The 13,882-nt window shown below is 74.1% G+C and carries 10 protein-coding genes; 6 read left to right on the top strand and 4 right to left on the bottom strand.

From position 1 onward, the window contains the following. Positions 1–232: 232 nt before the first annotated feature. Positions 233–1,507 carry an acyl-CoA dehydrogenase family protein gene (locus ACIF6L_RS11120; protein ID WP_396488192.1) on the bottom strand — a complete coding sequence of 425 codons (1,275 nt, stop codon included), beginning with the start codon at positions 1,505–1,507 and terminating at the stop codon, positions 233–235. Positions 1,508–1,915: 408 nt separating this feature from the next. Between ACIF6L_RS11120 and ACIF6L_RS11115 the strand changes: the two genes are divergently transcribed. The 3 genes from ACIF6L_RS11115 (at position 1,916) to ACIF6L_RS11105 (ending at position 7,403) form a co-directional block, all read left to right on the top strand. Then, positions 1,916–2,989: a GAF domain-containing protein gene (locus tag ACIF6L_RS11115; protein ID WP_329490418.1), complete on the top strand. Its 1,074-nt coding sequence runs from the start codon at positions 1,916–1,918 to the stop codon at positions 2,987–2,989. Between the two features lie 521 nt (positions 2,990–3,510). Further along, positions 3,511–5,076, top strand: a complete 1,566-nt coding sequence (locus tag ACIF6L_RS11110; RefSeq protein ID WP_359805460.1) for a lipase maturation factor family protein — start codon at positions 3,511–3,513, stop codon at positions 5,074–5,076. 206 nt (positions 5,077–5,282) lie between these two features. Beyond that, the gene (locus ACIF6L_RS11105) at positions 5,283–7,403 is read left to right on the top strand and encodes a hypothetical protein (RefSeq protein ID WP_396487993.1); all 2,121 of its coding nucleotides are present in this window, start codon (positions 5,283–5,285) and stop codon (positions 7,401–7,403) included. Between the two features lie 77 nt (positions 7,404–7,480). On the opposite strand, the gene ACIF6L_RS11100 is transcribed toward ACIF6L_RS11105, so the two are convergent. Together ACIF6L_RS11100 and ACIF6L_RS11095 are read right to left on the bottom strand one after the other, a co-directional pair. Next, positions 7,481–8,527 (bottom strand): transglycosylase SLT domain-containing protein, encoded by a 1,047-nt coding sequence (locus ACIF6L_RS11100; RefSeq protein WP_396487991.1) that lies wholly within the window; start codon positions 8,525–8,527, stop codon positions 7,481–7,483. A 161-nt stretch (positions 8,528–8,688) separates the two neighbouring features. Further along, on the bottom strand, positions 8,689–9,453 hold the full coding sequence (locus ACIF6L_RS11095; protein ID WP_396488190.1) for a helical backbone metal receptor: 765 nt from the start codon (positions 9,451–9,453) through the stop codon (positions 8,689–8,691). Positions 9,454–9,749: 296 nt separating this feature from the next. On the opposite strand from ACIF6L_RS11095, the gene ACIF6L_RS11090 reads away from it, so the two are divergent. Genes ACIF6L_RS11090 through ACIF6L_RS11080 form a run of 3 tightly spaced genes read left to right on the top strand, consistent with a single transcriptional unit; the run spans position 9,750 to position 12,731 of the window. Next, the gene (locus ACIF6L_RS11090; protein ID WP_396487989.1) at positions 9,750–10,841 is read left to right on the top strand and encodes an ABC transporter substrate-binding protein; all 1,092 of its coding nucleotides are present in this window, start codon (positions 9,750–9,752) and stop codon (positions 10,839–10,841) included. 4 nt (positions 10,842–10,845) lie between these two features. Further along, positions 10,846–11,925: a FecCD family ABC transporter permease gene (locus ACIF6L_RS11085; protein WP_396487987.1), complete on the top strand. Its 1,080-nt coding sequence runs from the start codon at positions 10,846–10,848 to the stop codon at positions 11,923–11,925. Then, positions 11,922–12,731 carry an ABC transporter ATP-binding protein gene (locus tag ACIF6L_RS11080; protein ID WP_396487986.1) on the top strand — a complete coding sequence of 270 codons (810 nt, stop codon included), beginning with the start codon at positions 11,922–11,924 and terminating at the stop codon, positions 12,729–12,731. Before ACIF6L_RS11085 ends, ACIF6L_RS11080 begins: the two co-directional genes overlap by 4 nt. Here the strand turns inward: ACIF6L_RS11080 and ACIF6L_RS11075 are convergent. Next, entirely contained in the window at positions 12,716–13,822 is a 1,107-nt protein-coding gene (locus tag ACIF6L_RS11075) for an L-tyrosine/L-tryptophan isonitrile synthase family protein (protein WP_396487984.1), read from the bottom strand. The two genes, ACIF6L_RS11080 and ACIF6L_RS11075, sit on opposite strands and share 16 nt — an antisense overlap. Positions 13,823–13,882: the final 60 nt, after the last annotated feature.

Below are 13,882 nucleotides of genomic sequence, written 5' to 3'. Positions count from 1 at the left end.
AATATGTAAGCGGATGGTGACGCGTCTTTACATCGGTCGATCGGCCGCTTTTCGGCGGATCTCCGCAGGTCAGCGCGGTGGTCCTGGTCATCGACGACTTCCCGGGAGCCTGAGGGGAGGTCTCCGGAAAGCCGTCAGGAACAGGTCAAGTACGGGAAGTCCGAGGTGGGCCGGAAGCCGGGCGTGGGCCGGTTCCGGGTGGCGCGGATGCCTCCGTGTGGGGGTGGGGGCTTCAGCCGGCGAGCGGCATGTGCAGCAGGGCGGCGCCGGCCGGGCGGGCGGCCTCGGCCTCCAGTCGGGCCTCCCGCTGGGCCAGTTCGGTCCAGGCCCAGCTCGTGAGGTCGGACAGCTCCGCCGACCACTGCTTGCCGTACGTGCCCGAGGCCACCTGGCCGAGCCGCAGCCGCTGGACGTCGGAGGTGCCGGCGGGCGGGTAGATGTGGGTGGCGTCCCGCAGGTAGCGCTCGATGTGGAACTCGGCCTGCAGGCCCCGGGCGGCGTGGATCTCCATCGCGTTCCGCGCCGAGTCCAGCACGTACTCGGTGTTGATCAGCTTGGCGTTCATCAACTCGGCGTCGCAGGGCCGGCCGTGGTCCAGCTGGTGCGAGGCGTGGTAGGCGGCCAGCTTGGCGGTCATCAGGCGGGACTGCATCTCGCCCAGCTTGAGCGCTATGTTCGGCAGCTGGGAGAGCGGCTTCCCGTAGAGCACCCGCCCCTCGGCGAACCGCACGGTGTCCTCCACGATCGCCCGGTGGATGCCGAGTGCGACGGCGGCCAGGTTCAGCCGTCCGTACAGGGTCGAGGAGGAGTAGGCGATGTCCAGGCCCTGGCTCTCCTCGCCCAGCCGGTTGGCGGCGGGGACGCGGCAGTCCTCGAAGACGATCTCGCCGAAGCTGAAGCCGTGCAGGCCGCTCTGCGAGCCGGGGCTACCGGTGCGAAAGCCCGGGCGGTCGCTCTCCACCAGGAAGGCAGAGAGGCCCCGGCTGCCCTCGCCGGTGCGGAGCACCACGCCGTGCACGTCGCCGATGTGGGAGTTGCCGACGAACCACTTGCGGCCGTTGAGGACGTACTCGTCCCCCTCGCGCCGCGCGGTGCCGGTCATGCCGAGCACGTGGCCGCCCGATTCGGGTTCGGTGACGGCGATCGTCGGCAGCACCTCGCCGGAGGCGAACCGCGGCAGCCAGTAGCGGCGCTGGGTGTCGGAGCCGAAGTGGATCACCTTGGCGACGCCGAGCTGCGAGGCCTGCGCCATCGCGCCCATCGCGCCGCTGACCCGGGCCAGCTCCTCGATGATGACCGTCTTGGCGAGGTGGCCGAGACCGAGCCCGCCGAAGGTCCGCGGAATGGTCGCGCCGATCCAGCCGCGCTGGGCGATCTCGCGGGAGAGTTCGACCTCGACCGTCCGGTCGGCCTCCATTCTGGCCACCTGCGGGCGCACCTCCTTCTCCGCGAACTCACGTACCTCCGCGCGGAGGCTCTCGTGCCGTTCGTCGGTGAAGTAGTCCATCGCCATGCTGGGTCCTCTCGATTCCGGGGTGGTGGTGCCTCCGTCCGTGCAGCCGAACCGCTCCGGCCGCCCAAGGGTGGGGGTGATGAGGTGGCGGCCGGTTGCCCTGGTGCAGCCGGTACGCGCGGATGTGCGGGGCGGGATCCTGGCGGAAACCCGTCCCTGTTTTCGGCAGGGCTCATTGTCGTATGGCGATCCGGCCCTCTCCATAGTCGATCTTGGAATGGCGCGAAACGGATCGCCCGAAGTCGGAGGAGGATTGAAAGCCGCCGCGGCGGGGGAATGATCATTCCCGCTTTTCGGCCCTGCTGGAGGGTCGTCCACGTGCGGGTTTGACCGCCCGTCAGTCGTGGGAGTCGGGTGGGCCGAGAGCGTCCATCGCGCCGATGGTCTGATTACATGTGCGCCATGACTGATGTGATGAGCACTCAAGGCCAGTTCCCGGGTGCCGCCGGCGAGTCCGAGCGGACCCGCCGGCTGCGCATCCTGGGTCTCAACGAACCCACCGTGGACGAGGCCTTCGACCGCTTCGCCCACCTGGCCGCCAGCCTCACCCGCGCCCCCATCGCCATGGTCAACTTCATCAACGACGAGCGGCAGATGTTCCGGGGGCTCTTCATTCCGCCAAACTCCGCCGCCCCGGGCGACACCGGCTGCTCCTGGGCCGACCGGGGGATCGTCTTCGACCTCCCGAGCCGGGAGATGCCGCTGAGCCACGGCTTCTGCCCGCACGTGGTCGCCCAGCGCTCCCCGCTGGCGCTCGACGACGTCCTCGCCTACCCCCGGTTCGCCGGGAACCCGGTCGTCGACGAGCTGGGGGTGCGCGCCTACCTCGGCGCCCCGCTGGTCGACGACACCGACACCGTCATCGGCACCGTCTGCGTCCTCGACCGTGAACCCCGCCAGTGGGGGCGCGAGCGGCTGCGCGACATCCAGCACCTCGCCGAGGCGCTGCTCTCCGAGATCCGGCTGCGCGACAACCTGATCGCCCAGCAGCAGGAGATGTTCGCCGCCTTCGACGGTTCGCCGTTCCCCATCATGCTGACCCGCGGGCCCGAGCAGGAGCTCCGCTACGTCAACCCCGGGCACGCCGAGGCCTTCGGTGCGCCGGTGGCCCACGGCTCGATCGGGCAGGCCTACCCGCAGCTGGCTGCCGCGGGGCTGGAGCAGACGGTCGCCGAGGCGTACCACACCGGTCGGACCGCCGTCCTGAACGACGTCCGTTTCCAGTCCACCCGGCCGGACGCCCAGCGGATCCACCAGATCTTCAGCTTCACCTGCACCCCGCAGCGGGCCGCGCGGACCGGCCAGGTGAACGGCGTGCTCGTGGTCGGCATGGACGTCACCGCACAGTCCCGCACCGAGGAGGAGCTGGGCACGCTGGCCGCGCTGCTGGTCGACCGGCTCCAGCAGAGCGGTGGTGGCGCCACCGGCCGACCGGGCATCGGCGGCGGGGAGACCGGGCTGGTGCTCCCGGGCTGACCCCGGACGCCACCGCACCCGTCCCCCACCACGATGAACACGGCCCCTGCCACGACCCCCGCCACGACCACGACCACGACTTACGCCGCCGGCACCACCACCACAGGTGCCGCCGACACGACCGCCGCCGTCGCAGCCGCCGGACCGGTCACCGCCGCCGGCCCGACCACGACCGGCGCCACGTCCCGGACCGGCGCCACGTCCAGGACGGACCCCGTACCCACCGGCCCCGCCACCGTGCCGGGGCGCCTCTCACCCCCGAGGAGAGGCGCCCCACCACGGTGACCACCGGGAGCCCGCCGCCGTAGTCGCGACCTCAGCCCTGCCGAAGCTCGTCGCCGGGAGCCCGCCGCCGGGAGCCCGCCGCCGTAGTCGGCCTCCGCCGTCCGCCGCAGCACCGCCGCACCGCCGTCCGCCGCAACGCTGCCGCCGCTCGTTGCGAGCCGCCCGGCCGCCGCGCGGGTGAACCGGACGCCCCGTCCCCCGGACGGGCGCCCGCGGCACGGCCACCGATGGTAGGCATGGGCCGCATGGAGTGGTTCGCCGACTGGTTCGCCGCACCCGAGTACGGGCCGAGCCGGGTCCTCGTGCAACGGCTGCTGGCCGCCGTCTACCTGACCGGATTCGTGGCCGCCGCCGCGCAGTTCCGAGCCCTGATCGGCGCCGAGGGCATGCTTCCGGTGCCCGCCTTCACCGCCCGGGTACCGTTCCGCCGCGCGCCGAGCCTCTTCCACCTCCACTACAGCGACCGCTTCTTCGCCGCCGTCGCCGGCACGGGCGCCGTGCTCTCGGCGGGCCTGGTCGCCGGCCTGGGCGACGCCGTCCCGCTCTGGGCGTCGATGCTGCTGTGGGCGGTGCTCTGGCTGCTCTACCTGTCGATCGTCAACGTCGGCCAGACCTGGTACTCCTTCGGCTGGGAGTCCCTGCTGCTGGAGGCCGGCTTCCTCGCCGTCTTCCTGGGCAACCAGGACGTCGCCCCGCCGCTCCCGGTGCTCTGGCTGCTGCGCTGGCTGGCGTTCCGGGTCGAGTTCGGCGCCGGGCTGATCAAACTGCGCGGCGACAGCTGCTGGCGCGACCTGACCTGTCTGCGCTACCACCACGAGACCCAGCCGATGCCGGGACCGCTCAGCTGGTTCTTCCACCACCTGCCCGGGCCGCTGCACCGGGCCGAGGTCGCCGCCAACCACGTCACCCAGCTCCTGGTACCGGTCGGCCTGCTCCTCCCGCAGCCGGTCGCCGGCTACGCGGCCGTGATCGTCGTGGTGACCCAGCTCTGGCTGGTGGCCTCGGGCAACTTCGCCTGGCTGAACTGGCTCACCATCACCCTCGCCCTCGCCGCCGTGGACCCCGCCCGCTTCGGGCTGTCCTTCCGGACTCGCTCCTACGGCGGTACCCCCGGCTGGTTCGAGGGCCTGGTGATCGCGCTGACCGTCGCCGTCGCGGTGCTCAGCTACTGGCCGGTCCGGAACATGGTCTCCCGTGAACAGGTGATGAACCGATCCTTCAACCGGCTTCATCTGGTCAACACCTACGGCGCCTTCGGCAGCGTCAACCGGATCCGCCTGGAGGTGGTGGTCGAGGGCACCGACGAGGCCGCCGTCACCGGGCGGACGGTCTGGCGCGAGTACGGCTTCAAGGGCAAGCCCGGCGACGTGCGCCGCCTGCCGCGCCAGTACGCCCCCTACCATCTGCGGCTGGACTGGCTGATGTGGTTCGCCGCCATCTCGCCCGCGTACGCCCGGCCCTGGTTCCTGCCGTTCGTCGCCCGATTGCTGACGAACGACCCGGCCACGCTGCGGCTCCTGCGTCACAATCCGTTCCCGGACGCCCCGCCGACCCACGTCCGGGCGACGCTCCACCGCTACCGCTTCACCGACTGGCACGAACTGCGGTCCACCGGCGCGTGGTGGCACCGGACCGCGCTGCACGAGTACCTCGCGCCGGTCAGCCTTGACACCCTCACTCGTTCCGGTCACCGGCCGCCGCTCGGCCGCCGGAGCCGTTCGGTACCCCTGGACGGTCTGCGACGGCGGTCCGGTCACCCGCCCGGCCCCGCACCGCACCACCCGCCCGGCCCTCCCGAGTAGCGGCCGGGCGGGCGGTGTGGCACGCCACACCGGCCCGTCGGACGGTGGGTGCGTGCAAGGCTCGAACGGGCACCCGTATTCTTGGCCTCCACAACCGGCGGCCCGAACGCGCGCCCCCAGCCCCTCCCGCCGGGGCCTCCGTGCGCACCCGGTCCGCCGCCCCCTCGCCGCCCGCCCCGCCGCAGTCGCCCAGAACCGGACCTCACATGACAGTGCTTCACTCGCGCAACGCCGACGCCGCAGACGCCAAGGCCGCCGCAGACGCCAAGGACGCCACGGACCCGGATCAGAACCGCGGCCAGGCGGCCACGGTGGAGACCGGCCTCCGGGACGAGCTCGGCCGCTACGCCGAGCTCGGTGCCTTCACCCTCACCGCCGGGACCCACGCGTGGTACGCCGCCGTCGACACCGTCGCCACCCCCGAGGACGCCCGCGCCGCCTCCACCGCCCTCGCCGAACTCCGTGGCAGCGACCTCCAGCAGACCTGGGAGGCCGTCACCGCCCTGGCCGCCGACGCCAGGATCGAGGTGCCCGGCAGCGTCGCCGTCGCGGCGCTGTTCGCCGAGACGCTCCAGCGTGTCCACCAGACCTCCGCGACCCTGATCGGCGCCGCGTACGACGCCGACCTGGACGCGCTCGTCGCCGCCACGGCCGACCGCGCCTGGCGTCGCGAGAACGGCGTCAAGCTGTCGTTCCTGCGCGTGCGCGGGCTGCGCAAGCAGGCCGCCGCGCTGGTCGCCGGCGGCCGCAAGGTCCGCCCCGAGGAGCTGCACGAGGCGCTCGTCTCGGCCAAGATCGAACGTCGGGCCTGGGCCGTCCTCGCCCCCTCGGGCGCGCTGCCCGTCCCGCCGGCCGACGGCCCGCTGGCGGAGCGGACCGCGGCGGCCTTCGAAGCGATCGGCACCGCCCTGCGCGACCTGGGCCGGCTGCTGCCCGAGCACGACCTGGAAGCACAGCCGTTCCCCGAGCTCATCGACCTGGTGGAGCGTCTGGCGGCGGACGAGGGCACGCTCTACCGCCTCCCCACCATCCGCTCCCTGCGGACCTCGCTCGAAGAGGCCGGTCTGGCCGACCTGCTCGCCGAGCTCGCCGCCGCCGGCGCCGACCGCCGCGCTGCCGAGGCCGCCTACGGCGCCCGCCAGGCCCTGGCCGGGGGTCAGCGCGACGGCCTGACGGCGACGGAGGCCACGCCCGTCGAGGAGCTCGCCGCCGTGGAGCCGGTCGCGGAGGAGCCGGTCGAGGAGGCGGGCGCCGCCGAGGCGCTCGTTGAGGAGGCGGTTGTCGAAGAGGCGCTCGTTGAGGAGGCGGTTGTCGAAGAGGCGGCTGTCGAGACCGAGGCCGAGCCGGTGGCGGCCGACAGCTCGACCGAGGCGGAGGCCGAGCAGGTCGTGGCCGAGGCGGCGACCGGAGCGGACGAGCCCACGGCCGAGGAGCCCGTCGAGGCCCGGCCGCTCGTCGTCTCGCTCCCGGCGCCCTCGCCCGCGGCGGACGACCTGGTGGACGCGGCTCCGGCCGTCCCGGCGCAGGCCGAGGCCGAGCCGGAGGTCGAGGTTGCCGAGGTCGTTGAGCCCGAGACCGAGGTTGTGCCCGCGGTTGAGGCCGAGGCCGTTGCGCCGGAGGTCGTCGAGCCCGAGGCGGCTCCGGCCGAGTCCGTAGCCGAGGCTGCGCAGGTCGTCGAGGTCGTCGAGGTCACCGAGTCGACTGCCGAGGTCACCGAGGTCGACGTTGCCGAGCCGGTCGCCGAGGTCGTCGTGGTCGTGGAGCCCGAGACCGAGCCCGAGACCGAAGCCGTGCCGGTTGCCGAGGTTGTGCCTGCGGTTGAGGCCGAGGCCGTTGCGCCGGAGGTCGTCGAGCCCGAGGCGGCTCCGGCGGAGTCCGTAGCCGAGGCTGCGCAGGTCGTCGAGGTCGTCGAGGTCGTCGAGGTTGCCGAGGTCGAGCCGGAGGTCACCGAGCCGGTCGGCGAGGTCGCCGAGGTCGCCGAGGTCGAGGAGCCTGAGACCGAAGCCGTGCCGGTCACCGAGGTCGGGTTCGCCGAGGCGGAGCCGGCCGTCAAGCCCGAGCCCGCCCCCAGGACCCCCAAGGTTGCCAAGGCCCCCAAGGCCGCCCCCGCCGCCGGGCCCGGGAAGCCGGACTTCACGCCGGGGCGTCCGGTGACCGCCTACTCGGCCGACGAGCTGCTCGCCGTCGTGCGCTGGGTGGACGGTGACGGTGTCGACCGCAGCGACGAGGAGCTGCTGCGGGCGGCGATGAAGGAGCTGGGCTTCGGCCGCCTCGGCCCGCGCATCAAGGAGGCGCTGGGCGCCGCCGTGACGGCCGCGCGCGGCTGACCCGAAGCGACGCCGAAGGGCCCGGTGCGGGAGGTACGCCTCCCGCACCGGGCCCTTCGCCGTGGTCAGCTCCGTGGTCAGCCGGCCTTGTTCCAGGGGGCGCCGGCCATCAGCGCCTTGACGTTGGCGACGTAGCCCGGGTTCGGGATGGCCACGCTCCCGCCGGTCGCGCCCGTGACGGGGTCGGTGACGGTGTTGTAGTGCACGTTGCCCGCGCCCGCGTTGTAGGCGGCGATCACCAGGTCGAGCAGCGGTGTCCGGCCGGTGGCCGGGTCGGGGGAGAGGTCGTACGTCCCGCCGAAGGAGGAGTCGCCGTAGTAGGCGACCAGCCAGTCGAGCAGCTGGGTGCCGAGCTGGACGTTGCCGGCCAGCGTCTTCGGGTCGGAGGTGGTGCCGAACTTGCTGTTCATCCAGCTGACGGTGGCGGGCATGATCTGCATGGTGCCGATGCCGCCGTCGCAGGCGAGGATGCCGGACTGCCAGCCGCTCTCCTGCCAGGCGATCGCCTTGACCAGGTTGGCCGGCAGCGCCGGGAGCCGGTCCGTGCCGCCGTTGCTGAGGAACAGCGTCCGGGACTGCCCGGCGGCCGAGCCGAGCGCCGCCGCGACGGCCTCCTTCGGCTCGTCGGGCTGGGGCTTGGTCGGGGTGCAGCCGCTCTGCAGCGGCGGGACGTGCGGGGTGGCGGGCGCGGGCGGCGGCGGGGGCGCGACCGGGCCGGGCTTCGCGGTCGGTGCGGGCGCCGCGGCGACGGCTGCCGGGGCCGGGGCTGCCTGGGCCGCCGGGGGCGCGCTGGTGGCCTTGGCGGCCGGGTCCGCGGGCTTGGTGGTGCCGGGCCTGGCCGTGCTCGCCGACGCGGTCGGGCTCGGCTTGGCCGACTTGCCCGCCGTCGCACTCGGCGAGGCGCTGGGGCCGGGCGAGGTGCTCGTGCCGGGCGAAGGGCTCGCCGTCGCCGGGGCGTCGGCCGTCGGGGTCCCGGAGGGCGAGACCCCGGCGGTGGCGGCCACCGCCGGGCCCGCCGCGGCGTCGGTGCTGCCGTCCGCCTTCTTGCTGCCGCAGCCCGTCAGCAGCGCCGTCGACACGGCCGCCGCCGATACGAGAACCAGCGCCTGCCGTGAAGCACGCACCTTCATGGATTTCCGCCCCCCGTTTTCGCCGGCCGTCCCGGCGAGAGGCGGTCATCCTACGACGGTGTGATCGTCCTACCGACGCGGGCCCCGGAGCGACGTTCGGTACGCGGCTCCGGCGTCCCGGCGGCCGCGTGGCGGTCCGGCTCGGGGTGGCCCGGTCAGTCCGGCGCCGCTCCCGGCCGGGCGCGGGCCAGCTGCGCGGCGAGTACCCGGGGCGCCTGCGCCAACGACGGTCCGTACCAGGTCAGATGGCGTCCGCTGAGCAGGGCCGCCGGGATGCCGGGGAACGCCTCGGGGCCGTCCTCGGCGGTGAAGCGGTACGGCTCGTCCGGGAGGACGACCACCTCGGGCCCGCTCGCGAGGAGTTCGGGCAGGGGGACGGCGGGGTAGCGGTCCGGGTGGCCGGCGTGCAGCGTCACCTGGACGCCGAGGCGCCGGAGCAGGTCGCCGGCGAAGGTGTCGCGGCCGAGCACCATCCAGGGGCGACGCCAGACCGGGACGACGGCCCGCCGGAGCACCGGTCCGGGCGGGATGGACGCCGCCCAGGCGGTCTCGGCGGCGTCCAGCCAGGCGGGGCGGGGGAGTCCGCAGCCGAGGGTGAGCAGGCGGTGGAGGGAGTCGAAGGCCTGCTCCAGGGTGCGGATGTCGGTGACCCAGACGGCCAGGCCGGCGGCGCGCAGCGCGTCGAGGTCGGGGCGGCGGTTCTCCTCGTCGTTGGCGAGGACGAGGTCCGGCGCGAGGGCCGCGATCCGGCGGACGTCGGGGTTCTTGGTGCCGCCGATCCTGGCCACGGCGAGGTCGGCGGGGTGGCTGCACCAGTCGGTGGCGCCCACCAGCAGGCCGGGAGCGGTGGCGGCGACGGCCTCGGTCAGCGAGGGGACCAGCGACACGATCCGCCGGACCGGGCCGGGCCCGGACGGCACCCGCAGCCCGAGGTCGTCCACCCGGACCGGCGGCCCGCCGACGGTCACCCCGCCGGGCCCGCCCGGCCGGAACCCCGCTCGCGGACCGGACCCTGACGACGGGTCGGACGGCGGCCCGGGAGGCTCGGGCGGCGGTTCGGGCGGCTGGGCGAGGTGGGAGGCCATGCGGCAAACCCTAGGCCGAACGGGCCCGTCCGGCGGGGGAAAGTCGTGGGAACCGGGGGGGTGCGGCGGCCGACTACCTGGTCCGGGCTCCCAGGAAGGGCCCGAGCACGATCATTGACCAGGAGAGTTCCATGCGCCCTCGCGTGTTCTGCGGCATCGCGGCCGCCATCGCCCTGTTCGCCACGGCCTGCGGGAGCGGCGGTGGGGGGAGCAGCGCCGGCGGTGACGGGACCGGTGGGGCGGGGCAGTCCGCCGCTTCCGGGTTCCCGGTGAGGGTGGCGGACTGCCAGGGCAAGGAGACCGTCGTCCAGCAGGCCCCGAAGCGGATCGTCACCAGCAACGCCGCCGCCCTGGAGATGCTGCTCCAGCTCGGCGCGGGCGACCGGGTCGTCGGCACCGGGTTCCCGCCGGGCAAGGGCAGTCTGCCGGCGGCGCTGGCCGAGCAGGGCGCGAGGGTGCCCGTCCTGGGCGCCAAGGTGATCGCCAAGGAGAAGCTGCTCGGCTCGGGCGCCGACCTCTACGTGGACACCTTCGGCTCGATGCCGATGATGGGCGGGGCGGGCGCGGTGCCGAGCGAGCAGGAGTTCGCGGCCGCGGGGATCCAGCACGTCATGCTGCTCTCCACCGCCTGCGCCGGTACGCCGAAGGCCGCCCCCGCGCCGCGCACCGACCTCTCCCAGGTGGAGGAGGACATCCGCCGGCTCGGCGCGGTGACCGGTACGGCGGCCAGGGCCGAGGAACTGGTCACCGGGATGGAGCGGCAGATCGCCGAGGTCCGCACCGCGACCGCCGCGGTGCCCGCCGACCAGCGGCCGAGCTACTTCCTGTTCGACTTCGACGCCGGGACCAAGCAGCCGATATCGGTCTGCGGCCGGCAGGTCGCCAACGCGGTCATCACCCTGGCGGGCGCCCGCAACGTGTTCGCCGACTGCGACGCCGACTTCAAGCCGGCGTCCTGGGAGGACGTGGTCGCCAAGAACCCGGACTGGATCCAGCTCGCCGTGCGCAACCGGGGCACCGAGGAGGAGAACCGCAAGGCGTTCGAGGACGCCGAGGCCTTCCTGCGCGGCTTCCCCGCGACCCAGGGCCTGAAGGCCGTCCAGGAGGGCCACTTCCTGCGGATCGGCTCCGAGGTCACCACCATCGCCGGGGTGCGCAACGCCGACACGGTGCGGCAGATCGCCGCCACCGTGTACCCGGCGCTCGTCGAGAAGGGCCGGTAGGCCGGTGGCATCGGCCGCCGTCACCGCCAGGCGGAGCCGGACGGGGACGCTGCGCGCCGGGCCGCTGGCCGTCGTGCTCGCCCTCGCCCTGGTCGCCGCGCTGACCGCCGCCGTCTCGCTCGGCTCGGTGGACATCGCCCCGGGCGAGGTCTGGTCGGTGGTCGCCCACCGGCTCACCGGCCGCGCTCCCGAGCCCGGCACCCGGGACCTCATCGTCTGGCAACTGCGCGTCCCGCGCGCCCTGCTGGCGGCGATGGTCGGGGCCGGGCTCGGCCTGGTCGGCACCGCCGTCCAGGCACTGGTCCGCAACCCGCTCGCCGACCCCTACCTGCTCGGGATCTCCTCCGGAGCCTCGCTCGGCGCGGTCGCGGTGATCGTCCTCGGCGGCGGCCTCGGCCTGGAGCTGGCCTTCGGCAGCGCGATCGGACTGACCATCTCGCTGGCCGCCTTCCTCGGCGCGCTGGCGGCGTTCTCCCTGGTCTGGCTGCTGGCCCGGCGCGGCGGCGGGTTCTCGCCGCTGCGGCTCGTGCTGGCCGGCATCGGCATCGGCCAGTTCCTCGCCGGCTTCACCAGCTACCTCGTCCTGCAGACCAGCGACGAACAGCAGACCAGGGGCGTGCTGTTCTGGCTGATGGGCAGCCTCAGCGGCGCGGTCTGGGGTCAACTGGCCGTCCCGGCCGTCGCCGTGGCCCTCGGGCTGGCGCTGCTCCAGGCCCGCGCGCGGAGCCTGAACGCGCTGCTGATGGGCGACGAGACGGCGGCCGGGCTCGGGGTGGACGTCACCCGGCTGCGCCGCGAGGTCTTCGTCGTCACCAGCGTCCTGACCGGGGTGCTGGTCGCCGTCTCGGGCGCGATCGGCTTCGTCGGGCTGATGGTGCCGCACGTCTGCCGGCTGCTGGTCGGCGGCGACCACCGCCGGCTGCTGCCGCTGTCCGCGCTCACCGGGGCGGTGCTGCTGGTGGTGGTCGACACCCTCGCCCGGACCGCCCTGGACACCCAGGAGCTGCCCATCGGGGTGGTCACCGCGCTGCTCGGCGCGCCCACCCTGCTCTTCCTGCTGGACCGACGACTGGAGCGGAATTGAGGATCGCGGTCGAGGATCTGAGTGTCACCCTGTCCGGACGGACGGTGGTGGCCGGCGTCCACCTGGTCGCCGAGGAGGGGGAGATCGCCGGGCTGGTCGGTCCGAACGGCAGCGGCAAGTCCAGCCTGCTGCGCACCGTCTACCGGCATCTGCGGCCGAGTGCCGGGCGGGTTCTGCTGGCCGGCCGGGAGCTGGCCGGGCTGACCGCGGCGCAGTCCGCGCGGCACATCGCCGCGCTGCCCCAGGAGCGTGGCGGGGACTTCGAGTTGACCGTCCGCGAGGTGGTGGCGATGGGCCGCACCCCGTACAAGCGGGCCTTCGCGGCGGACGACGCGGAGGACCACCGGCTGGTCGCGGAAGCCCTGGAGCGGGTCGAGATGGCCGGCGCGGCGGACCGCCGGTTCGCCCAGCTGTCCGGCGGTGAACGCCAGCGCGTGCTGCTGGCCAGGGCGCTGGCCCAGCAGCCGGACGTCCTGGTGCTGGACGAGCCGACCAACCACCTGGACGTCCGGCACCAGGTCGAGCTGCTCGGGCTGCTGCGCGAACAGCGCCGCACCGCGCTGATCGCGCTGCACGACCTCAACGCGGCGGCCTCGGTCTGCGACCGCCTGCACGTTCTGCACGAAGGCGCCCTGGTGGCGTCCGGGCCGCCGCGCGAGGTGCTGACCGCCGAGCTGTTGGCCAAGGTCTTCGGGGTGCGGGCGGCGGTGGTCGAACACCCGCTCACGGGTGATCCGTTGATCGCGTTCGACCACCGCACGCCCGCCTCGACGGCGGGATCGCCGAAGCGTCAGGAGGTCTCGTAGTGGCTCGGGCGGCCGTCGCGCTCCACCAGCCGGCCGATCCGCCCGGCCTCCTCGCTGCGTAGCAACTCCCAGCGCCCGTCCGGGCGGTGGAGCACGGCAGAGTGCCACGGTGTCATCCAGACGTCGGCGGCCTCCAGCAGCCGGATGCCGAACTTCGCCACGCCGACCCGCTGGGGGTGGATGGAGAGCCGGAAGGACCGGGGGTGCTGCTCGGCGATCAGGTCGCCCCAGGCGCGGCTGCGCTGGATGACGCCGTACGCGCGCTGCCGGCAGTCGCGCTGCAGGGCGGACCTGGTGCCGGTGAAGCCGGCGGTGTCCTCGGTGAGGAACCGGGTGATGCCGCGGTAGAGGCGCAGGGTCTCCTCGTCGGTGAGCACCTGCTCGCGCAACTCCTCCTTGCTGGGCGCGTACTGGGCGTGCACCCGGGCCCGCTTCTCGTCGAACGGCAGGTCGCCGAGGACGGCCCGCAGGTCGAAGGTGGCGAGGTGGCTCAGGCCCTCCCGCGCGATCATCGCGGAGAGCGCGTCGGAGTACTCGTCGATGTGGTCGTCGGGGACGTGGATGAGGTCGCCGAAGATGTGGCCGTCGGAGCAGATGAGGATCTGTGCGCCGGGCTCGTAGAGCGTGCCGATCTCCTCGCAGAGCCGGTCGAGGAAGGTGAGCGAGAGGCGTTCGCCCTCGTCGGGCAGGTGGCCGAGGACCTTGGCGGAGTTGGGCGACTTGCAGGGGAAGCCGGGCAGGGTGAACACGATCGGGTCACCGGCGGCGACGAAGTCGGCCAACTGCTCCAGCTGGAGCGGGAAGTCGGCGGTCGTGGCGTCGACCTCGGGGTCGGAGGCCCGGCGGTGCGGGAGCAGCAGCTCCAGGATCGCGGCGCAGATCCGCGGCACGGACTCCGGCGCCGGGGCGCCGGGGCGGCGGGCGGCGCCGGGCGGGGCGGCGCCCGGCCGGGGCTCGGCGGTTCGGTGGTCGGTGGGCCCGTGTCCGGCGGGTCGGGCGGTGGTACCGGCCGCGGTGGTGGCCGGGGAACGGGTGGTGGCCGGGGAACGGGTGTCGGTCGGGGAGTCGGTCGCGACGCCGGTAGGTGGCATGGTGGTCCTCCACGGGACGAACGGTGTGCGGGCTTCGGGGCAGGCGGGAGCCACGCCCGG

The organism is Kitasatospora sp. NPDC086009 (assembly GCF_044540385.1).
Lineage (GTDB): Bacteria > Actinomycetota > Actinomycetes > Streptomycetales > Streptomycetaceae > Kitasatospora.
This window is presented reverse-complemented; position numbering and strand designations above follow the sequence as displayed.